The sequence below is a fragment of the Paenibacillus plantarum genome, from assembly GCF_013141695.1.
In the GTDB taxonomy this organism is placed as follows: Bacteria; Bacillota; Bacilli; order Paenibacillales; family NBRC-103111; genus Paenibacillus_E; species Paenibacillus_E plantarum.
The window spans coordinates 41,420-60,662 of sequence record NZ_WHNY01000020.1 but is presented as its reverse complement, the minus strand read 5'-3'; the positions used below and the strand labels follow the sequence as shown (position 1 = coordinate 60,662).

The window sequence follows — 19,243 nt, the reverse complement described above, 5'->3', positions numbered from 1 at the left end:
AAGAACTAGAATAATCAGCTAAAAAGGAATTTTTAAAATTGAAAACGCTTGCATTTAAGCGCTTTCAAGAGATAAATCGAAAAAAACAAAGTTTTTTGTGAATTTCACCACATTTTTAGCAGGATTTCGTGTTTTTTTGTCGTATTTACTACTTTACCAGAAAATTAATCTCTACAAATTAATATGGAATTGGGAGAGAACCGTATGCATGTTCGTTCATTTCAACTTGGTGATACCTCTTCGGTTAAAGAACTTCTAGAAGACGTTCTGTCGGAAACCTGCTATGAAGAGACGATTGAAGCCTTCGCTCGTCAGCTTTCGTGGGACACGGAGCTTGTTTTAATCGCTCAAGAAGAAGAGCAAGTCGTAGGCATGATTATCGGCACGATTGATAATAACAATGGCTACTACTATAGGATCGCAGTCGCAACAGCATATCAACGTAAGGGTATCGGCAAAGCTTTGATCGAGGCAATGAAGCAGCGGTTTCTCGGGCGGAATGTTAAGAAAATTATGGTAACGGTAGATGTGCACAATGAAATGGTGCTGCCTGTGTATGAGTCTGCTGGTTACAGTTCAGATGACTTTTCCAGAGCTGCTCATCGACTTAGCATTGTGAAAAAAGTAAGCGTCTAGTCTTCACTTGTTACTGGTAGGGAATGAAATAAGTTTGCTTATAGGGAGCATATCTGTGCCGCCATTGCAATTGGGGGTCAGATATGCTTTTCTAGTATAATAAGGTGACGTTTCGGCAGCAACTTACAGAGGAGCTTGGAACATGGATAATTTCACGCCGTATGTGATAAAAAGCTTCAAACACGACGGGCATCTCCATCGCATGTGGTTGACCAATTGGCGGGTTCCTTCAAGTATGCTCCATGAAGAGCATCAGAAACAGGGCATGCTTGTGTTCATTAATAGTCAGACTAAGATTCAAGAAGCGGATGGCAAAGAGTGGGTTAGCCGCATTCCTGGGGTTTCTTTTTTCATTCCGAAAATGTGGTTTAATATCGTTGCTCTCATGGAGGAGACAGGGGTGCGCTATTACTGTAATGTGGCCTCTCCTTTATACGTGAATCAGCAAATTTTAACATATATCGATTATGACTTGGACGTTATCCGGCTGCCAGATCGAACAGTACATATTGTGGATCAAGATGAATACGAGCGTCATAAGCTCGGCTACCATTACTCGTCCCTTGTCGAAACGAAGGTGAAGGAGGGGCTTGCAGCGCTGCTGGCGTTAGTGAATGAGGACAAGCCGCCTTTCCAGGATGACATGGTGATCTACTATTATGAGCAATGGGAAAAGTATAAAAGTGGAGGCGGTTGAGTGAGCTTCTTTGTAGGGCGAGAAGATTCGAAAAGACAAGTTTCTGCACAAGGGTATGTTCATGAATCGAAAAGCTTCACGCACGAGCTGTGGGACTGGACGAAATCCATTCTCGTAGCTCTTCTTGTTGTTATCATTGTTCATCAATTCGGTTTCAATCTATCTACAGTGCGCGGTCACTCGATGGATCCGACGCTTCGAGAAGGCGAGTGGTTGTTCGTGAATAAAGCCATCACCTATTTGAAAGCACCGAGTCGGGGCGATATCGTGATTCTCGAGGAGCCTGAGAAGTTAGCATTACCTCAGCATCCATTGTTGGTCAAAAGGGTCGTGGCTATCGCAGGCGATGAAGTACAGAGCCGCCAAGGGGCGCTCTATGTGAACGGGGATAAAGTCACGGAGCCGTATGCGGATACGCCTATCGAAGATGGTGACTTCGGACCGACAGAGGTCGGACCGGGCCAGATCTTCGTAATGGGCGATAACCGGCATCATGCAGCAAGTGCAGACAGCCGTATGTTCGGGGTCATACCGATCAGTCTCGTCCAAGGACGGGCTGACTTTGTGTTATGGCCGCTTGATATGGCCGGGAAGCTGTAAATTCGTGTTCAAAAAGTCCGGTTTTCAGCACCGAGAAGATTGAAAGAAGATAGGAAATGAGGAGCGGAGCGTAGTGATAGCTACGTGAGCACCGGAAGTTCCGGCTGAATTCAATATTCGATGTCGAGTATGCTTCTTGGACTACTTCGTGATCAAAATTGGATTTGAGGGAAGGTGTGCGGATTGGCGGTTTCCATTCCTGACAGAACAGATTGGCGCAAGTTACAACAAGAGATCGTGGAAGCCGCGCCCTCTCTTGGTATTGATAAGATCGGCTTCACTTCTGCGGAGCCGTTTCATGCATTGAAAGATATCCTTCTCCGCCACAGGGAGAATGGCTTCGAATCCGGCTTCGAGGAGCCGGACATCGAGAAGCGGGTACATCCCGAGCTGAGCTTCGACGGGCCACGGTCGATCATCTCGATCGCCGTCGCGTACCCGTCGAAGCTCTCGAACCCGCCCCGATCTGAGCCTGGGGCTTATCGGGGCATGATCTCGCGCTCCTCGTGGGGGAGCGACTACCACGACGTGCTTCGCGACCGGCTCGCGAAGCTGGAAGCCTTCATCGCCGAGCGCGTGCCGGAGGCGAGACTAATGAGCATGGTCGACACCGGTGTCCTTGTCGACCGGGCTGTCGCCGAACGTGCCGGCATCGGCTGGAGCGGCAAAAACTGCGCCGTCATCACCCCCGAATGGGGGGCGTGGGTGTATTTGGGCGAAATGATCACGAACATCCCGTTCGAATCCGATATAGGTATTATGGACCAATGCGGAGACTGCACGATTTGCATCGATGCCTGTCCCACAGGGGCGCTAGTCGGCCCAGGGCAGCTCAATTCGAGCCGCTGCATCTCGTTCATCACACAGACCAAGGGGTATGTGGATGACGAATACAAACGCAAGATCGGTAACCGACTCTACGGCTGTGATACGTGCCAGGTCGTTTGCCCAAAGAACAAGGGGATGAACTGGACGCATCATCCCGAACTGCAGCCTGACCCGGAGAAGGTCAAGCCGCTGCTCATTCCCTTGCTCACGATGTCGAACAAGGACTTCAAAGAGCAGTACGGGCGCATCGCAGCATCCTGGCGCGGCAAAAAGCCCATCCAGCGCAACGCGATCATCGCGCTGGGCAATTTCAAGGACCGCACAGCGGTGCCGGTCTTGAGTGATCTGCTGCGGAGCGATCCTCGCCCGGAAATCCGGGCTACCGCAGCGTGGGCGCTAGGGCGCATCGGCGGTGAGGATGCTTTCGCCGCTTTAACGAAAGCTGCTGCGGCTGAGCAAGAGCCGCAGGTAAAGACGGACATCGAGAAAGCCATAGCTGTACTGAACAGTCAAGCAGTGGCCGTACAGGAGGAATAAGATGAAACAGCCGCAAGAAACAGTCTTGCTCACCTACACAGAGATCGACTCGCCGATAGGTCCCCTCGTGCTTGTGGCATCCCCACAAGGCCTCTGCAAAGTCGAGTTCGGTACCTATGAGAAGAATCGAGAACAACGTGAGCAGTGGGCAAGTCGTTGGTATGGGGCGTTTGAGCTTATCGAAAATGCGGAGCAGCTAGCGCCCGTAGCTGAGCAGTTAATGCAGTATTTTAAGAGAGAACGAGATAGCTTTGAAGGGGATCTGGACCTACAAGGAACAGATTTCCAGAAGCGTGTATGGCTGGCTTTGCAAACGATCCCCTATGGGGAGACAGCATCCTATAAACATATAGCGGAAGCGATTGGCTCGCCGAAAGCTGTTAGAGCCGTAGGGGGAGCGAACAATCAGAATCCCATACCTGTCATCATCCCATGTCATCGGATCATTGGCGCAAACGGCGATCTTGTAGGATATGGCGGGGGCCTTCCGACCAAAGTGCACTTATTAGATTTGGAACAACGATCATTGCTAACCTAGAAGTTCAACAACTACAACATGTGGAGTGAATCCTATGAAATATGTGCATTTGGATTCGGTGGAGTCCGGTCAATTCCTGGGACGTACGATATATGCCAGCAATGGGGCTATTTTGCTTTCGGAGAATGTGCAACTAACCGTATTTATGATTAATACGCTGAATCGAATTGGCGTGACGATGATTTATATCAAAGACCCCAACCTAGAAGATGTGGAGATCCCGGAAATCCTATCGGATGAAACGAAGCGACTTGTCATGACACAGATGGGGCAGACGTTCGCGTCTATTCAGTCAGGGAAAGATTTCAACTCGCGCAACGTCAGCATCTCCATCAACACACTACTAGATGAGATTATGAAAAATCGTGATGTTCTCGTACAGTTGAATGACATTCGGACGCAGGATAATCAAATGTATATCCATGCCATGAACGTCTGCATGATGGCCGTACTCATCGGGATGAATATGGGGATGAATGCGACCCAATTGAAGGATCTCGCTATGGGGGCGCTTCTGCATGATATTGGGAAAGTGGAGCTGCTCACAGACGATGAATCGGAGGATCCGCGGCGACATCATACGTGGCGTGGGTTTGAGCTATTGAAGAATAAGCGTGAGTTCAATCTGCTCATTGCACATGTTGCCTTTCAGCATCATGAGGCTCTGAATGGAGAAGGCGCTCCGAGAGGGATCATGGGGGAAGATATTCATCTCTATGCCAAAATCACTGCCGTCGCTAATATGTACGACAACTTACTCTTTGATATGTCTGCAGGACGCCGCAAGCTGCCGCATGAAGCTTGTGAATATATGCTGGCGTTGGCGGAGACGAAACTGGATCGCGATGTGTTGATTCAATTTTTGAAAATTGTTTCGATCTATCCGACGGGAACTTCGGTTCGATTGACGAATCGGGAGACTGGCGTTGTCGTTGGTCAGCATAGAGGACTTCCAACGCGTCCGATTATTCGGATTGTGAAGCAGGATGCCACAGATAAAGTGTTGGATATCAAAGAGATCGATCTGGCGAAGGAAACGACTTTATTCATTGAACAAGTTCTTTAATTTGTAAACCGTGGAACAGAAATGATATGATAGAACAAGCATTCTATTCTAAATATATACAAGCAGGGGGCACAGGTTATGTGGAGTTATTTAATTCCCATTTTCACATTGATTGCAGGTTTGGTTGGCGGTTTCTTTATTGGTGTATTCTATTTGAAGAGACAGCTTGAATCCATGCAAAACAATCCTGAAATGCTAGCCAAAATGGCAAAGCAAATGGGTTACAACATGAATAAGCAACAACTGAATAAAGCACAACAGATGATGAAGAATCAAAATTTTAACCAAAAGCGGAAATAAGAAATAAAGAAATAGGGTGGAGTGGTAGAGAAGATGGCATCCATCGATTATAAAAATGGATTAGTAGCAGAAAATCGCGAGCAGATAGAAGGTCATGTCCGTGAAATTTTGCGACTGATTGGTGAAGATGTAGATCGGGAAGGTCTATTGGATACGCCAGCTCGTGTAACACGTATGTACGAAGAAATTTTTGCAGGGTATGCAGCAGATCCTCGCGAAGTACTTGGTGTTACTTTTGATGAACAGCATGAAGAACTTGTTATTATCAAAGATATCGTTTACTACAGCCAGTGTGAGCACCATATGGCGCCTTTCTTTGGCAAAGTCCATGTTGGTTACTTACCAAGCGGTAAAGTGGCTGGTCTCAGCAAATTTGCTCGTTTAGTAGATGTCGTTACACGCAAGCTGCAAGTACAAGAACGTATTACCTCTGAAATTGCTGACATTCTATTCGATGTGCTTAAGCCGCATGGCGTCATGGTCGTCGTTGAGGGCGAGCATATGTGCATGTGCGCAAGAGGCGTGAAGAAATACGGCAGTCAAACCGTAACATCTGCTGTGCGCGGTTCCTTCCGTAAGGATGCAACACTGCGTTCGGAATTTCTATCTTTATTAAAATAATAAGAGCACCGGGGAATGTGCACGAAGACAATCGTCTTGTGCATCATTCCCTTTTTTCAGTTGTGCACCAGGTTGGGCTTGTTGGGGCATGGAGAATATAGTATTCTTGTAAATTAATAATCCTTCTGCATCAGGGGGTCGAATGGTGACTATCGTACATGCTCTCGCATAAACTGATAGCAGTGTGAGGAATCCCCCAGCAGCAGGATACAGGTAAGAACGGCGCCCTACAGCACTAGAGGGCTAGAGGAGGCAAACATATGAACAACATACGGAAATATCGGCCTGGTGAGGCAGCTTCCTCGAAATGGAGTGAAGAACGGGATGAATTTGAACGGGATTATGCAAGGTTGATTCAGTCACCGACTTTTCGGCGTCTACAAGGGAAATCTCAGGTGTTCGGGGCTGGTTCGGGAGATTACTATCGGACTCGTCTGACGCACTCCTTGGAGGTTGCACAGATTGCGCGAGAAGTGGCGAAGCGTTTAGAGCGGACGAATCCCTTTTTGAGCAAAAGAGAGCATCCAGGCCTGATCATCGATCCGACCGTGGTTGAGTGCGCATCCATAGCGCATGACTTCGGTCACCCGCCTTTTGGACATAAGGGCGAAGAAGTGCTCAATCATATCCTGATGAGGGATCACGGCTTGAAATATGAGGGCAATGCGCAAAACTTCCGGATCCTCATGTTTCTTGAAAAACGTGCAGGCAGCGAGAGTGGCTTGGATCTGACGGCAGCTGTGCTTCTCGGTATCAACAAGTATCCTTTTTTGATCGAGGAAGAGGGACGTCTCAAGGGTGTCTATGGGGCAGAGTGGGACGTCATTCAAGAGCTGCGTGACATTTGGAAAATGCCAGAGGGCTGCTCCACATTGGAAGCGCAATTAATGGACCTCTGCGATGATATTGCGTATTCTACGCATGATATCGAGGATGGCATTCGGGCAGGCAAAATTCAAATGAACGCTACCTTTTTCGAGGATCAACGATTGATTCGACACCTCGTGATGGAGATATTGAACGATCCCAATCAACATAAATTCGGCTGGGAGCAAGTTGATATTGAGCAGATGGTGCGCCGGGTTCTGCATGATTATTTGGAGCAGTGGGAGCTTATTTTTGCTGAGTGCAACCGCGAGGAATCACGGACGCGCAGAGAGATGAAAGCGCGCTGGGTCAGCTCCTTCGCCAGCCGCCTCGACATCATCGACGATACGGATCGCGGCTGGAAGAAGGTCGCCCTCGTCAAAGACGGCGCAGAGGATATGGATCTGCTGCGCACGATGGAGATCCTCAAGAAACTGGCGTGGGTCACGCTGATCAAGGATTTCCGCGTCCTGCGTCTGCAAAAGCGCAGCGAGATCATCGTCGAGCGTCTCTGGGACAGCTTCATCGAAAAGGACAAAGGGCAATGGATCATCCCGCCCGACTGGATCGATAGCTACGAGCGGCGCAGCAGCAATAGTCATTGGAGCTGGCCGCGCTTCGTCGCGGACTACATCTCGGGCATGACCGATGCGTATGCCGAGAAGGTATACGCGGAGCTGTTCGCGAGTAAATCGGGCTCGATTTACGAGATGGATTGAGTGGGGCGTGCCCACTCAAGTTCTGTCTGCAAGTAGATGTGAGTGGGTGCTTGTAGCTACAAGTAGCCACAAGGACCAGCAAGTACCTTACAAGTAACCAACAACCTCGCCACCTCTCTTCAACCAACCAGCCGCCGCCAGAGCGCAAATAGATGGATTTTATACAGCTAATCTATCTAGTTTTTCTCATTTAGGAAGATTAGATGGATTTCCTGTAGCTAATTTGATGGTTCTAAGCGGAAATGGCGGAAACCGCAATATTTAGCTGTACTTTTTCCATTTAAATTCAAAAATCAACGAAATAAGCCAAAATTAGCTGTAGGTTTTCCAGTTAAGTTGGCTGTTATGGGCATACATGGGGTACTTGGATCGAAGCGCATAAGGAGTCTAATGCACAAGAGTACTGTGAGTCCAGGGTTTAAGTAAGGACCTAAGTAACTAGCTACTTTTCACCAATTTAACCTTTAGCGAACACAGCCACTTGTCACTTAACGCAAACAGTAACCCACCCGCTTTTCACTTTCCGCAACCCATCACTCACCAGTAGCCACTTGTCACTCCTCACAAACCGTAACCCACCAGTAGCCACTAGTCACTCACGACAAACCGTACCCCACCAATAGCTACTATTCACTCATCACAAACCGTACCCCACCAGAAGCCACTAGTCACTCACCACAAACCGTAACCCACTAGTAGCCACTAGTCACTTACCACAAACCGTACCCCACCAGAAGCCACTAGTCACTTACCACAAACCGTACCCCACCAGTAGGCTACTATCACTTACCACAAACCATCACTCAACAGTAGCTACTATTCACTCATCACAAACGAACACCCAGCAGCGCAAATCCACCACCCCCGCCGAGTGCAAATAGATGGATTTAGTACAGCTAAACTATCTAGTTTTTCTAATTTAGGAAGTTTAGATGGATTTCCTGTAGTTAATTTAGCGGTTTTAAGGGGAATTAGGGGAAACCGCGACATTTAGCTGTACCTTTTCCATCTAAATTCAAAAATCAATAAAATAAGCTAGAATTAGCTGTAGGTATTCCAGTTAAGTAGCGACACAGGAGCATGCGGTTGAGAGGTTTGCTGATTTGGCTGATGGGGGGTAAGCGCTGCTTGTCTCTTTTCGGTTAGGTTCATATCGGCAGGCAAGCCGATAAAACGGCAAAAAAATACCGACCTCATCAGAGGTCGATTTTATAGGGAGGAGGGAATACCAGCGTTAACGTGCTCGGATGTGGCCGATGGTTCAATACTGCCGAGGAAGTCCATCGTGCGGCTCACATACGTTTTGGGCTCAGCGCGGTACAGAAGTTCATGTTGTGCGTTAGGGAGAATCCATAGCTTAGAGGCGATATTGTGTTGCTGCTTGAACATGGCCTCGACTAAAAGATGAGGAGCCTTGTTGTCATTTGTGCCATGAATCAGGAAGATTGGCATCTCATATGACGTTGTAGTTACTTTAGTGAAAGGCACGTCATGCAAGCTTACGCCATTAAGTAAAGGAAAGAATAAACGGACAAGTGGGAGAGAAGGGTATTTCGGCAGACGCACAACTTGATTCATATTTTGATAAAGGGTGTCCGAGTTCAGTAGAAATGTACTGTCTAGGATCATCCCTGAAATATCTCCATTTTGCTGTAGAGCAGTCTGTAAAGCAGTGCCTGCCCCCATGGAAAAGCCCCAAATAAAGATTGAACCACCAGTGGATTGTTTGACGTAGTCAATGGCCCCAAGAAGCTCTTGGGATTCCTGAACACCGCCGGTCATGAGGCGACTGCTAGTGGGATTCACATAGCCATAGTCAAACATGAGAACGTTATACTGCTTTTTATGAAGCTCGCGGGCCAAGGTGTACAAAGGAACCCATTCTTCTTCACGATTACCGCCATAGCCATGTGAGAAAATGACAGTTTTACTAGAGCCTACTGCTGGGATGAACCAGCCATCTAAGTTGGAGTTACCGTTTAGACTCGGAAAGGAAATGTTCGTATAAGGAAGTCGGACAGCCTTCATCGGATTCGAATGTAGAGGCTCAATATGTGGCCTTGCCAAAGTCCAAGCAATGTAAGCGTGGAAGATGAGTACGACTGAGGTGCAAAGAATTAATAAAGTTAGAAAAGCTGTGGTGATTAGCTTTTTCCTGCGTAGAAAAGGTTGTGTAACCTGATCAAGAGTGGGTTGCAGCGATCCCGTAACAGGATTGAGTGTAGTAGTAGACATCGATGAAGCCTCCCTCCGTGAAGATGTGTATGTGAAATTTCGCTAGTTAGAGGTATGAATTGGGAAGGGAGAGTTAATTGTTTAAATATTCTGATAAATATTTCTATACTTTAATATTATTCTGAATGCGCTTACAAGTCAATGTAGATGCGGCATTTGTAAGCCTATTGTAACGGTTCTGTAATAATGGGAAAAAGAGGTGTTTGACCTTTACGGTTCCATGTAGTTTCGTTATACTGAACATAACAAGGTTTCATATAGTGAAACTGTTTGGCTTATGAAGGTGGTGACTCTTCTATGGAAGATGGCAAGCTGACCGTGCGTGCTGTTGAGCGCGCTTTAGATATTATGCTTTGTTTCACGGGGGCGTCCGAGTTGACGTTAACCGAAATTGCTACACGTGTGCAGCTTCACAAAAGCACCGTGCATCGCCTTCTCGCATCGCTTGAAGGCAAGGGCTTCATCATGCGTGATGAAGCGACGGACAAGTACAGATTGGGCTACCGGCTCTGGGAGCTTTCGGCCAACCTGTCCAAAGAGGGAGACCCTGGCATCATTCTGCTGCCGGAGATGGAACGGCTGCGCGATCAGCTCGGCGAGACGATCTCGCTGTACGTGCAGGACGGCCTGGTGCGCGTGCGCATCCAAGCCGTGCAGAGCAACCATGCCATCCGACGTGTGGCCCCTGTCGGGGCGCGAATGCCGCTTTACGTCGGCGCCTCGAGCAAGGTGCTCGTCGCCTTCGCTGAGCCAGGGCTGCTGGAGCAGCTGCTAACCTCGGCCGACTGGCCGACAGGATTAGACACGCAGGCGTACCTGCAGCAGCTCAGCGACACACGGCGCGCGGGCTTCGCCACGAGCGTCGAAGAGCGCGAGCCTGGCGCGGCGGCTGTGTCCGCGCCGATTCTCGACCGCGGCGGCCGACTAGTGGCCGCCCTCGCGGTCTCGGGTCCAGCGAACAGGCTCACGCTGGAGCTGATGCAAGAGCAGGCGCCGACGATTATGGAGGCGGCGCGCCGGATGGGCACGATGCTGCGCTAAGCGGTATCGTTGGCCATCTTGCAGTACATAAGCAATCGCGGTGGTCTTATCTCGCGATAAACACCGATTTAAGCAGTAATAAGCAAGGGTAAACTTGCTTATTACTGCTTTTTCATTCTTCCGTCCCGTCCCGCCATGTCCCTTCGCACCGCTCCCATACGTTTCCCAACATAGACGGATGCTTTGCCGCCGTTAAGCCATACTAAACGTGGGAAGGGGAGTGGGCAAACCATGAAGAAGACAGCCTCGATGCTGGCGATTTGGATAAGCTTAGCCAGTAACATCGTACTGACCGCCATCAAAATCATCGTCGGCCTTCTGTTCAATAGCCAAGTACTGATTGCTGACGGTATTCATAACGCTGGGGATGTTATCGCGACAGCAACAGCTTACAGCTCCATGCGTGTATCCTCCAAACCAGCGGATGTCGATCACCCTTACGGGCATGGAAAAGCAGAGGTGCTCGGTGCTTTTATCGTTGCAATAATATTGGGCTTAGCCGCGATCTATATGGGCTATCACTCCATACATGCCCTATTTGAGGCAGCAGGAGAGGCGCATATCATTGCCCTTTGCGCAGCTATCGTTTCTCTCGTATGGAAACAAATTCTCTATGTCTACACGATGCGTATAGGAAAGCAGCTCAATAGCAAAGGGTTGATTGCCACCGCCTACGATCATTTAGCGGACGTGTACGCCTCTATAGCGGCTTCTGTAGGGATTGGTTTAGCATTGATCGGAGATCATTACAACATTAGCTACTTGGCGTACGGAGATCCGGTAGCGGGGATCATCGTCTCTTTCCTTGTATTGAAGTTAGCCTACGAAATGGGCAGCGAATCCTTTGATATTTTGATGGAGCGTAGTGTTAGCCAAGCCTATATCGAGCAGTATGCTGCGTTGATCCGGGGTGTGCCAGAGGTGAAACGGATTGATCGACTACGTGCGAGGGAACATGGCCATTACATATTAGTTGATGCGAGGCTTGGCATTCCGGGCCAGCTGTCGATCCAAGAAGGTCACGATATCAGTCGCAGCATTAAGCAGAAAATCAAAGAAGCCCATAGTGATGTGGATGAGGTGCTGGTGCATTTGAATCCTTGGTACGAGGAGCAAGCTGACGCATGAGTAGGTGCGTTGGCTTTTTATAATTCTACAATCCAGCAACTCATTTAATGTTTCTATGAATGGAAGAAATAGAAAATAAAATAGTGTATGATAAGGATATATTTTAAGGAGGTTGAATTCAATGTTAAAATTACATGAGTCCAATATACCAACCTTAACCAACAATGAAGTGTTAGCAATAACAAAGCTTAAATCCAGAATAAAAAATGAATTAAAAGCGACCCATTTATTTTTGTTCGGTTCTAAAGCCAGAGGAGATCACACTAGGGATTCTGATGTTGATTTGATGATTGTGACTTCGCTGGAATATTCTAAGGAGCTTAGAAGAAATCTTTCAGATATTCAATTTGATGTCATCATGGAGGTTGATGCCCCTCTTATGTGCAAGTTGGAAGGGGAGAGCGATTGGAACTCTGTGTCGTATAGAGCATTAAGAGACCCTATTCTAGAGGAGGGTATTGAAATTGAATTATGATCAGGTGGCTGTATTGCTAGGGAAATCAAAAAGCTCTTACAATTCCGCTGTCAGGGATCACGAGAATGGATCAAATGATAGGGCTATAAGTTCTCTGTATTATTCATGTTTTCAAGCCTTATTTGCTTATATGTTGCATATTGGAAAGAGTAGTAGTAAACATACTTATGTTAGATCTTTTCTGAATAAAGAATTGACATTAACGGGTAAGGTTCCCATTGAACTTAGTAAAATGTATAACGAGTTGATGGATATGCGATCTGACGCAGATTATAGTCCCACTATTGTTTTCACTTCTGAGGAGGTTTCTGAACTTTTTTTACCCGTTCTGAGATTTAACGAAATCATGGAATCTCTGATCATAAGTCAAGGGAATTAATAGAACCTAAGGAAAGTCAGATCACAGCTAATAAAAAAACACCCCTACACGAGCTCGCGGCTCCATCTAGTGGTGTTTTATTTATACATCTCGTTCATCACACGATTCGAATATTTTTACTTCGCAAAAATATGATTCCCGATCTGTAGCGTCTGTTGACGAGTCCAGATCCATGAGCTTGTTGCTGTTTTCGGGTTGAAATAGTAAAGCGCGCCACCCGTTGGGTCCCAGCCGCGAACAGCCTCTAATGCAGCTTTATAAGCTTGACTATCTGGTGTTAAATTATATTGGCCATCGCTGACTGCCGTAAAAGCACCACTCTCGAACACGATACCTTGAATGGTATTCTCGAACTGACTGGATTTTAGTCGGTTCATAACAACCGCTCCAACAGCCACTTGCCCCTCATAGGATTCACCGCGTGCTTCACTGTAAATAACTTTAGCTAGCATGTCCAGCTCAGCTTGATTCACTGTGAATTTACGCAAGTACTCCCACGTCTTCGCACCAACGATCCCATCCACGCTTAGTCCATAATTCGTTTGGAAGTTACGAACTGCCGCGGCTGTAATCGGACCATATTTTCCATCTATAGAAGGCTCATAAATGCCTAAAGTTTTTAGTCGGAATTGTGCGTCCCATACGTCACCATTTTGTGTACCTTGCTTTAAAGTCGTAGCTTCTGCTGCGGATGCCTTCGGGCTCCACGTACCTGCATTCATCCCTAAACCAAAGGAAGCTACGAGTGCGACTACGACTAGTTTTTTAATCAACATCATCTTCATCTCCCCTTTCGCTTTCCTCAGTATAGGCATCAATATACATCGTCTCAACCCGCAGTTTTTGGAAATGTAAGTCAATCCCTTGGGGCAGTAAGGGTTGAGCAGGCTCATTTTTTTATCGAAATGAGCGAATTAATCATTATTTTTTCCGTAATGTGTAAAAAGCCCGAGACTGCCATGAAGGCAATCCCGAGCTTTTGTGTGTGTGTTTTGCTGGTTGTTGAGTGTATAGAATTAGTTTTTGTTTTCCGCAAGAATCGAACGAAGAACGGTTTGCAGGATACCACCGTTACGGTAGTAGTCTACGTCAACCAAGCTATCCAAACGCACAAGAGCTGTGAATTCGAAGCTAGTGCCATCTTCACGAGTTGCAGTAACTTTAACAGTTGAACCTGGTTGAACGTCGTTGCTAAGGCCTGTGATGTCGAATGTTTCACGACCCGTAATTCCTAGCGTTTTCCAGCTTTCGCCGTTAACGAATTGAAGTGGAAGAACACCCATTCCAACAAGGTTACTACGGTGAATACGCTCGAAGCTTTCAGCGATAACTGCTTTAACGCCTAGCAAGAAAGTACCTTTAGCTGCCCAGTCACGGGAAGATCCAGTTCCGTACTCTTTACCTGCGATAACGACAAGGTTTTGACCTTCAGCTTGATACTTCATGGAAGCATCATAGATGGACTCGACTTCGCCAGTTGGCAAGTAAGTTGTTACGCCGCCTTCAGTTCCTGGAGCCACTTGGTTACGAATACGAATGTTCGCGAACGTACCGCGCATCATCACTTCGTGGTTACCACGACGGGAACCGTAGGAGTTGAAGTCTTCTCTTTTTACACCATGGTTGATCAAGTATTGGCCTCCAGGGCTGTCTACTTTAATGTTACCAGCAGGGGAGATGTGATCCGTTGTTACGGAATCGCCCATAAGTGCTAGTGTTTTGGCGCTGCGGATATCTGCGATATCATCAAGAACGGTACCTAGGTCTGTGAAGAAAGGAGGCTCTTGGATGTATGTGGAGTTCGTGTCGAACTCGTACAGATCGCCTTCAGGAATTTGGATTTGGTTGAAACGCTCATTCGCACGGAATACATTGCTGTATTTGTCGCGGAACATGTCAGGGCTCATAGCAATGTTAAGAGCATCTTGAATCTCTTGGTTTGTAGGCCAGATATCTTTCAAGTAGACAGGTTTGCCAGTGTGGTCATTACCGATTGGATCTGTCGCAAGATCGATGTTCACAGTACCTGCAAGAGCATAAGCAACAACTAATGGAGGTGATCCAAGGTAGTTCGCTTTTACTTGCGCATGCACGCGGCCTTCGAAGTTACGGTTACCGGAGATAACAGCAGCAACGGTCATATCGTTGTCGATAATCGCTTTGCTTACTTCGTCTGGAAGCGGACCGGAGTTACCGATACAAGTTGCACAGCCGTAACCAGCAACGTGGAAGCCAAGAGCTTCTAGGGACTCAAGAAGGCCTGCTTTAATCAGGTACTCAGTAACAACAAGGGAACCTGGTGTCAAAGAGCTTTTTACGAAAGCTGGTTTTTTCAAACCAAGAGCTACCGCTTTTTTCGCTACAAGCCCAGCACCGATCATAACGCTTGGGTTGGAAGTGTTCGTACAGGAAGTAATCGCCGCGATGACGACTGCACCAGTACCCATTTTAACGGTTTCGTTTGGATACACCACATCAACAACTTCAGCGACTTTCTCTTCCGTCAAGCCGTATCCGCCTTTTTCGATCGGTGTACGGATGATAGCGTTGAAAGATTCTTTCATGTTCGTAAGTTCTACGCGATCTTGCGGACGTTTAGGACCAGCTAAGCTTGGAACTACCGTGCTAAGATCAAGCTCAAGAACATCTGTGAACACTGGATCTGGTGTGCTGTCTGTGCGGAACATGCCTTGTGCTTTGTAGTAAGCTTCAACAAGCGCGATTTGCTCTTCCTCACGGCCAGTAGCACGCAAGTAGTTCAATGTTTCGTTATCGACAGGGAAGAAACCGATTGTTGCGCCGTACTCAGGAGCCATGTTCGCAACTGTTGCACGGTCAGCCAAGGAAATGTTGCTTAGTCCAGGACCGAAGAACTCAACGAATTTACCAACAACGCCTTTTTTACGCAAAATTTGAGTAACTGTCAATGCCAAGTCAGTCGCTGTAGCGCCTTCTGCCAATTGACCAGTCAATTTGAAACCAACAACGTCTGGAGCGACGAAGTATAGAGGTTGACCAAGCATACCAGCTTCCGCTTCGATACCGCCAACGCCCCAACCTACAACACCAAGACCGTTGATCATTGTTGTATGGGAGTCTGTACCTACGAGGGAATCCGGGTACACGACAGTTTCGCCGTCAATTGTTTTCGTTGCTGCAACAGATGCCAAGTACTCCAAGTTAACTTGGTGAACGATACCTGTTGAAGGTGGCACTGCACGGAAGTTATCGAATGCTGTTTGTGCCCAACGCAAGAAACGGTAACGCTCTTCGTTTCTTTCGAATTCTAAGTTAATGTTCATTTCGAGTGCATCCGGGGAGCCGAAAGCATCAACCATGACAGAGTGGTCAATTACAAGATCAACAGGAACTAGTGGGTTAATACGTCTAGGATCTCCACCTTCACGAGCCATAGTCGCACGCATTGCCGCAAGGTCAACGACGACTGGAACGCCTGTGAAATCTTGAAGAACGATACGAGCAGGAATGAACGGAATTTCTTTGTTCTCATCGCGGCCTTCAGCCCAGCCAGCGATTTGTTTCACGTGCTCACTTGTAATCGCGCGACCGTCAAATTGACGAATAGCAGCTTCAAGTAGAACGCGGATGGAAACAGGAAGATTGGTGATTGTGCCGTGACCTTGGCTTTCAAAGTCAGGAAGGCTGTAATACTGGAACGATTTCGTGCCGACAGTTAACTGCTTGCGCACAGAAAAAGAGTCCTTATTGGACATAGGTAGTTCCTCCTCAAATAATAATATCTAACCATGCCATCGAATTTCATCTAGTGAAACTCGATTTCATAATTCCCTCTACCTCAAGTATAGCGCTTCGCCACGTGTGAGTAAAGATTAATTTCAATCATTTTTACCATCAAAATGTCATATATTGAATCAATTCAAAGCAATTCGGGCTTGTCCTAATGAAACCTATACCATGCCTTAATAAAAGCTAAGGAGGGATACCAAGATGTCCTGGAAAACAGCGCTCTACAATTACGTTCATGCGAAAAATCAGGCTGAGCTTGAAGGCTCATCCGCACCCTTGGAAGCATTTGTCTCGGACAGCGCTTATGTACGGAAACAGGATGTCAAGGTGCGAAGGCTCCAGAACAGTTACCGAGAACGTGACGCTAAGCTGCTGCGCGGAGAAACCAAGCTCCGTATGCAAGGTGTTAAGGAATTGCCATATGGTATTATTGCGGATATCCAGCTGCATCGGTTTTTGACCTATCAAATTGGTTTGATAGAACATCAGGAGGAGCGTATAGAATCAGAACGAGTGATCATTGAGCAAAATGTTTCAGGCTGGAAAGTTCAAAGTGCGGAGCTCGTACAAAGCGAAAAGTCTCAGCCTAGCCGCGGCCGCAGCTTCCATTTGTCAGAGAATGAAACGTTCCTAGACACCCAGCGCAGCTCACCATCTCTTCCTTATATCAATCCTAGTATACGCAATACGAGTGGTCTGGAATCCGCTCACCGCAAAATCATTTATAATCGTCCCAAAGTCGTCCAATATGCGGAAAAATGGTGGCAAACACCGAATCCTAGTTATGAGTATTTTGAAGTAGATTGCACGAATTATGTCTCGCAATGCCTCTTTGCAGGCGGGGCTCCAATGGACTATACTGGGAAAAGGGAATCGGGCTGGTGGTATGCTGGCAAAAAAGGAAATCAAGAGCTTTGGAGCTATAGTTGGGCAGTAGCCAACAGCTTGCATCATTACCTTGAACGTCCTCATAAGCATGGTTTGACAGGTACAGTCGTCAAGGATGCTTGGGAGCTACAGCCAGGAGACACCATCAGCTATGATTGGGATGGCGATGGCCGCTTCCAGCACAACACAATCGTTATAGGTAAAGATGCCAATGGGATGCCGCTCGTTAATGCGCATACCTTTAATAGCCGTAATCGGTACTGGGCATACAAGGATTCACCTGCTTGGTCAGAACGGACGAAATACATGTTCATTCATGTTGCTGATGAAATGTAAGATGGCATAGAGAATTGTAAATACTAGACGGAGGTACGTAATGAGCCGCAAAATACGAATTGGTTTAATTTATGGAGGGAAATCCGGTGAGCATGACGTGTCTTTGCAAACAGCATTGGCGGTTATGAAAGCTGTGGACTTCACGAAATATGAGATAACACCGTTTTATATATCCAAAAAGGGCGAGTGGAGAAGCGGAGCGCCGCTTTTGGGTCCTGCTGAGTCCAAGGAAGCGCTGACCTTCAGTACGGACGATGCTGGAGCCCCTGCTTCCAACGCGCTGGCACCGATTTTTGGTGGTATTCAAACGAAGGGTGATGTAGCTGTTTCTTCTATTACATCTGCTGCAGCGGAGGATCTCGGATTAGATGTTGTATTCCCGCTATTACATGGAACGTTCGGGGAAGATGGGACGATTCAAGGACTTTTGGAAATGGCGAATATTCCTTATGTAGGTGCTGGTGTACTGGCTTCTGCTGTCGGCATGGATAAAGTCATGATGAAGAAGGTTTTCGCTCAGGAAGGACTTCCACAGTGCATTTTCCGTCATTTTACTCGTACCGAGTGGGAAAAGAACCGCGATTATCACCTTATGGAGCTGGAAACAGCGATTGGTTACCCATGTTTCGTGAAGCCGGCTAATTTAGGCTCAAGCGTTGGGATTTCCAAAGCGAGAAATCAAGAAGAGCTGATCGCGGCCGTTGCTTTTGCTTTCCAATATGATCGCAAAGTGATTATTGAAGAGAATATCGATGCCCGTGAAATCGAAGTTGCCGTTCTGGGGAATGATGAGCCTATCGCTTCTGTCGTAGGTGAGATCGTATCTTCGAATGAATTCTACGATTATAAAGCCAAATATTTGGACGGCAAATCAGCGATGATTATTCCTGCCGAGATTTCCCAAGAGGTCTCAGATGAGGTCAGAGCGTTGGCGCTTCGTGCGTTCTTGGCAGTCGATGGCAGCGGGTTGTCACGTGTGGACTTTTTCCTAGGCAAAATCGATCAGAAAATCTACATCAATGAAATCAATACGATGCCTGGCTTTACCCCATTCAGCATGTACCCATTGCTATGGCAAGAGACAGGTAAACCTTATAAAGAGTTGCTGAATGATCTCATTCGTTTGGCGCTTGAGCGCCACGCAGCTAAACAAAATATCCAATATTCTTTCGATGCGGAGTAGATAAGCCATGGGATTTCAAACGGAATTCAATTCAGTTTGTAAGTTTAAGTCCGAGCAAGAGCTCTATGAGCTGCTGGAGTATGGCCGCGGCAAAATGGTAAAAAGCGGCTTCCGCGTTTTCCCGACAGGCCAGAAGGTTATCGCGTACACGCCTGAGAATCAAGCGATCGCCATCGTGCGCATCGTTGCCTCCATCGCGGAAATCAATTTCCAAGGTGATGAGGTTACACAAGTGGAAATGGAGCTCATCCGGCGGTTAACCGAGGAAGAAGCTCGCGTTCAAACCTCGCTTGCGTTCGAAATGTTTTTCGGAGAGCAAGCTGGGAAATAGTATAGAGAGCACCGTCCGATGAGGAGGCTGCTGCAACCGATAGCGTAGTAAACTAAACCCAGTCAAACAC

The 19,243-nt window shown here is 47.3% G+C and carries 19 protein-coding genes; 16 read left to right on the top strand and 3 right to left on the bottom strand.

Features of this window, described 5'->3' with window-relative positions; translation table 11 throughout:
• The first annotated feature begins 204 nt into the window (after positions 1-204).
• From GC096_RS06650 to GC096_RS06610, 9 genes are all read left to right on the top strand, one after another.
• Complete coding sequence (locus GC096_RS06650; protein WP_157256964.1) at positions 205-636, top strand: GNAT family N-acetyltransferase; 432 nt, start codon at positions 205-207, stop codon at positions 634-636.
• Between the two features lie 142 nt (positions 637-778).
• Positions 779-1,333, top strand: coding sequence for a DUF402 domain-containing protein (locus tag GC096_RS06645; RefSeq protein ID WP_171629469.1), 555 nt, complete (start codon positions 779-781; stop codon positions 1,331-1,333).
• Positions 1,334-1,933, top strand: coding sequence for a signal peptidase I (lepB, locus tag GC096_RS06640; RefSeq protein WP_171629468.1), 600 nt, complete (start codon positions 1,334-1,336; stop codon positions 1,931-1,933).
• A 183-nt stretch (positions 1,934-2,116) separates the two neighbouring features.
• A complete protein-coding gene (gene queG, locus GC096_RS06635) occupies positions 2,117-3,298 on the top strand; it encodes a tRNA epoxyqueuosine(34) reductase QueG (protein WP_216626049.1) in 1,182 nt (393 codons plus the stop codon).
• Position 3,299: 1 nt separating this feature from the next.
• Positions 3,300-3,836, top strand: coding sequence for a methylated-DNA--[protein]-cysteine S-methyltransferase (locus GC096_RS06630; protein WP_246302616.1), 537 nt, complete (start codon positions 3,300-3,302; stop codon positions 3,834-3,836).
• Between the two features lie 34 nt (positions 3,837-3,870).
• On the top strand, positions 3,871-4,902 hold the full coding sequence (locus tag GC096_RS06625; protein WP_171629466.1) for an HD-GYP domain-containing protein: 1,032 nt from the start codon (positions 3,871-3,873) through the stop codon (positions 4,900-4,902).
• A 78-nt stretch (positions 4,903-4,980) separates the two neighbouring features.
• Positions 4,981-5,202 (top strand): YneF family protein, encoded by a 222-nt coding sequence (locus tag GC096_RS06620; protein WP_171629465.1) that lies wholly within the window; start codon positions 4,981-4,983, stop codon positions 5,200-5,202.
• Positions 5,203-5,235: 33 nt separating this feature from the next.
• Positions 5,236-5,823 (top strand): GTP cyclohydrolase I FolE, encoded by a 588-nt coding sequence (folE, locus tag GC096_RS06615; RefSeq protein WP_171629464.1) that lies wholly within the window; start codon positions 5,236-5,238, stop codon positions 5,821-5,823.
• 260 nt (positions 5,824-6,083) lie between these two features.
• Entirely contained in the window at positions 6,084-7,409 is a 1,326-nt protein-coding gene (locus tag GC096_RS06610; RefSeq protein ID WP_171629463.1) for a deoxyguanosinetriphosphate triphosphohydrolase family protein, read from the top strand.
• A gap of 1,209 nt (positions 7,410-8,618) precedes the next feature.
• Here GC096_RS06610 and GC096_RS06605 read toward each other — a convergent pair.
• The gene (locus GC096_RS06605; protein ID WP_171629462.1) at positions 8,619-9,644 is read right to left on the bottom strand and encodes an alpha/beta hydrolase; all 1,026 of its coding nucleotides are present in this window, start codon (positions 9,642-9,644) and stop codon (positions 8,619-8,621) included.
• Between the two features lie 297 nt (positions 9,645-9,941).
• Between GC096_RS06605 and GC096_RS06600 the strand changes: the two genes are divergently transcribed.
• The 4 genes from GC096_RS06600 (at position 9,942) to GC096_RS06585 (ending at position 12,667) form a co-directional block, all read left to right on the top strand.
• Complete coding sequence (locus GC096_RS06600; RefSeq protein ID WP_056617559.1) at positions 9,942-10,685, top strand: IclR family transcriptional regulator; 744 nt, start codon at positions 9,942-9,944, stop codon at positions 10,683-10,685.
• Positions 10,686-10,916: 231 nt separating this feature from the next.
• Positions 10,917-11,813: a cation diffusion facilitator family transporter gene (locus GC096_RS06595; RefSeq protein ID WP_171629461.1), complete on the top strand. Its 897-nt coding sequence runs from the start codon at positions 10,917-10,919 to the stop codon at positions 11,811-11,813.
• Positions 11,814-11,934: 121 nt separating this feature from the next.
• Positions 11,935-12,288 carry a nucleotidyltransferase family protein gene (locus GC096_RS06590; protein WP_171629460.1) on the top strand — a complete coding sequence of 118 codons (354 nt, stop codon included), beginning with the start codon at positions 11,935-11,937 and terminating at the stop codon, positions 12,286-12,288.
• The gene (locus tag GC096_RS06585; protein ID WP_171629459.1) at positions 12,278-12,667 is read left to right on the top strand and encodes a HEPN domain-containing protein; all 390 of its coding nucleotides are present in this window, start codon (positions 12,278-12,280) and stop codon (positions 12,665-12,667) included. The genes GC096_RS06590 and GC096_RS06585 overlap by 11 nt, the downstream gene beginning before the upstream one ends.
• Positions 12,668-12,783: 116 nt before the next feature.
• Here GC096_RS06585 and sleB read toward each other — a convergent pair whose 3' ends face one another.
• Together sleB and acnA are read right to left on the bottom strand one after the other, a co-directional pair.
• Positions 12,784-13,452 carry a spore cortex-lytic enzyme gene (sleB, locus tag GC096_RS06580; RefSeq protein ID WP_171629458.1) on the bottom strand — a complete coding sequence of 223 codons (669 nt, stop codon included), beginning with the start codon at positions 13,450-13,452 and terminating at the stop codon, positions 12,784-12,786.
• Positions 13,453-13,683: 231 nt separating this feature from the next.
• Positions 13,684-16,401, bottom strand: a complete 2,718-nt coding sequence (acnA, locus tag GC096_RS06575; protein ID WP_171629457.1) for an aconitate hydratase AcnA — start codon at positions 16,399-16,401, stop codon at positions 13,684-13,686.
• 235 nt (positions 16,402-16,636) lie between these two features.
• Here acnA and GC096_RS06570 point away from each other — a divergent pair, with 235 nt between their 5' ends.
• From GC096_RS06570 to GC096_RS06560, 3 genes are read left to right on the top strand one after another with little or no spacing between them, the layout of a single operon-like run.
• Positions 16,637-17,659 (top strand): amidase domain-containing protein, encoded by a 1,023-nt coding sequence (locus tag GC096_RS06570; protein ID WP_171629456.1) that lies wholly within the window; start codon positions 16,637-16,639, stop codon positions 17,657-17,659.
• A 40-nt stretch (positions 17,660-17,699) separates the two neighbouring features.
• The gene (locus GC096_RS06565) at positions 17,700-18,842 is read left to right on the top strand and encodes a D-alanine--D-alanine ligase (RefSeq protein ID WP_171629455.1); all 1,143 of its coding nucleotides are present in this window, start codon (positions 17,700-17,702) and stop codon (positions 18,840-18,842) included.
• A 7-nt stretch (positions 18,843-18,849) separates the two neighbouring features.
• A complete protein-coding gene (locus GC096_RS06560) occupies positions 18,850-19,173 on the top strand; it encodes a hypothetical protein (RefSeq protein ID WP_171629454.1) in 324 nt (107 codons plus the stop codon).
• Positions 19,174-19,243 lie beyond the last annotated feature (70 nt).

What these genes read in the sequence shown, in the direction of transcription:
- GC096_RS06650 (WP_157256964.1), top strand. Translation starts at nt 205, where the DNA reads ATGCATGTTCGTTCATTTCAACTTGGTGATACCTCTTCGGTTAAAGAA.
- GC096_RS06590 (WP_171629460.1), top strand. Translation starts at nt 11,935, where the DNA reads ATGTTAAAATTACATGAGTCCAATATACCAACCTTAACCAACAATGAA.
- GC096_RS06620 (WP_171629465.1), top strand. Translation starts at nt 4,981, where the DNA reads ATGTGGAGTTATTTAATTCCCATTTTCACATTGATTGCAGGTTTGGTT.
- acnA (WP_171629457.1), bottom strand. Translation starts at nt 16,401, where the DNA reads ATGTCCAATAAGGACTCTTTTTCTGTGCGCAAGCAGTTAACTGTCGGC.
- GC096_RS06605 (WP_171629462.1), bottom strand. Translation starts at nt 9,644, where the DNA reads ATGTCTACTACTACACTCAATCCTGTTACGGGATCGCTGCAACCCACT.
- GC096_RS06570 (WP_171629456.1), top strand. Translation starts at nt 16,637, where the DNA reads ATGTCCTGGAAAACAGCGCTCTACAATTACGTTCATGCGAAAAATCAG.
- GC096_RS06610 (WP_171629463.1), top strand. Translation starts at nt 6,084, where the DNA reads ATGAACAACATACGGAAATATCGGCCTGGTGAGGCAGCTTCCTCGAAA.
- GC096_RS06600 (WP_056617559.1), top strand. Translation starts at nt 9,942, where the DNA reads ATGGAAGATGGCAAGCTGACCGTGCGTGCTGTTGAGCGCGCTTTAGAT.
- GC096_RS06630 (WP_246302616.1), top strand. Translation starts at nt 3,300, where the DNA reads ATGAAACAGCCGCAAGAAACAGTCTTGCTCACCTACACAGAGATCGAC.
- folE (WP_171629464.1), top strand. Translation starts at nt 5,236, where the DNA reads ATGGCATCCATCGATTATAAAAATGGATTAGTAGCAGAAAATCGCGAG.
- GC096_RS06565 (WP_171629455.1), top strand. Translation starts at nt 17,700, where the DNA reads ATGAGCCGCAAAATACGAATTGGTTTAATTTATGGAGGGAAATCCGGT.
- GC096_RS06560 (WP_171629454.1), top strand. Translation starts at nt 18,850, where the DNA reads ATGGGATTTCAAACGGAATTCAATTCAGTTTGTAAGTTTAAGTCCGAG.
- GC096_RS06645 (WP_171629469.1), top strand. Translation starts at nt 779, where the DNA reads ATGGATAATTTCACGCCGTATGTGATAAAAAGCTTCAAACACGACGGG.
- GC096_RS06595 (WP_171629461.1), top strand. Translation starts at nt 10,917, where the DNA reads ATGAAGAAGACAGCCTCGATGCTGGCGATTTGGATAAGCTTAGCCAGT.
- GC096_RS06625 (WP_171629466.1), top strand. Translation starts at nt 3,871, where the DNA reads ATGAAATATGTGCATTTGGATTCGGTGGAGTCCGGTCAATTCCTGGGA.
- sleB (WP_171629458.1), bottom strand. Translation starts at nt 13,452, where the DNA reads ATGAAGATGATGTTGATTAAAAAACTAGTCGTAGTCGCACTCGTAGCT.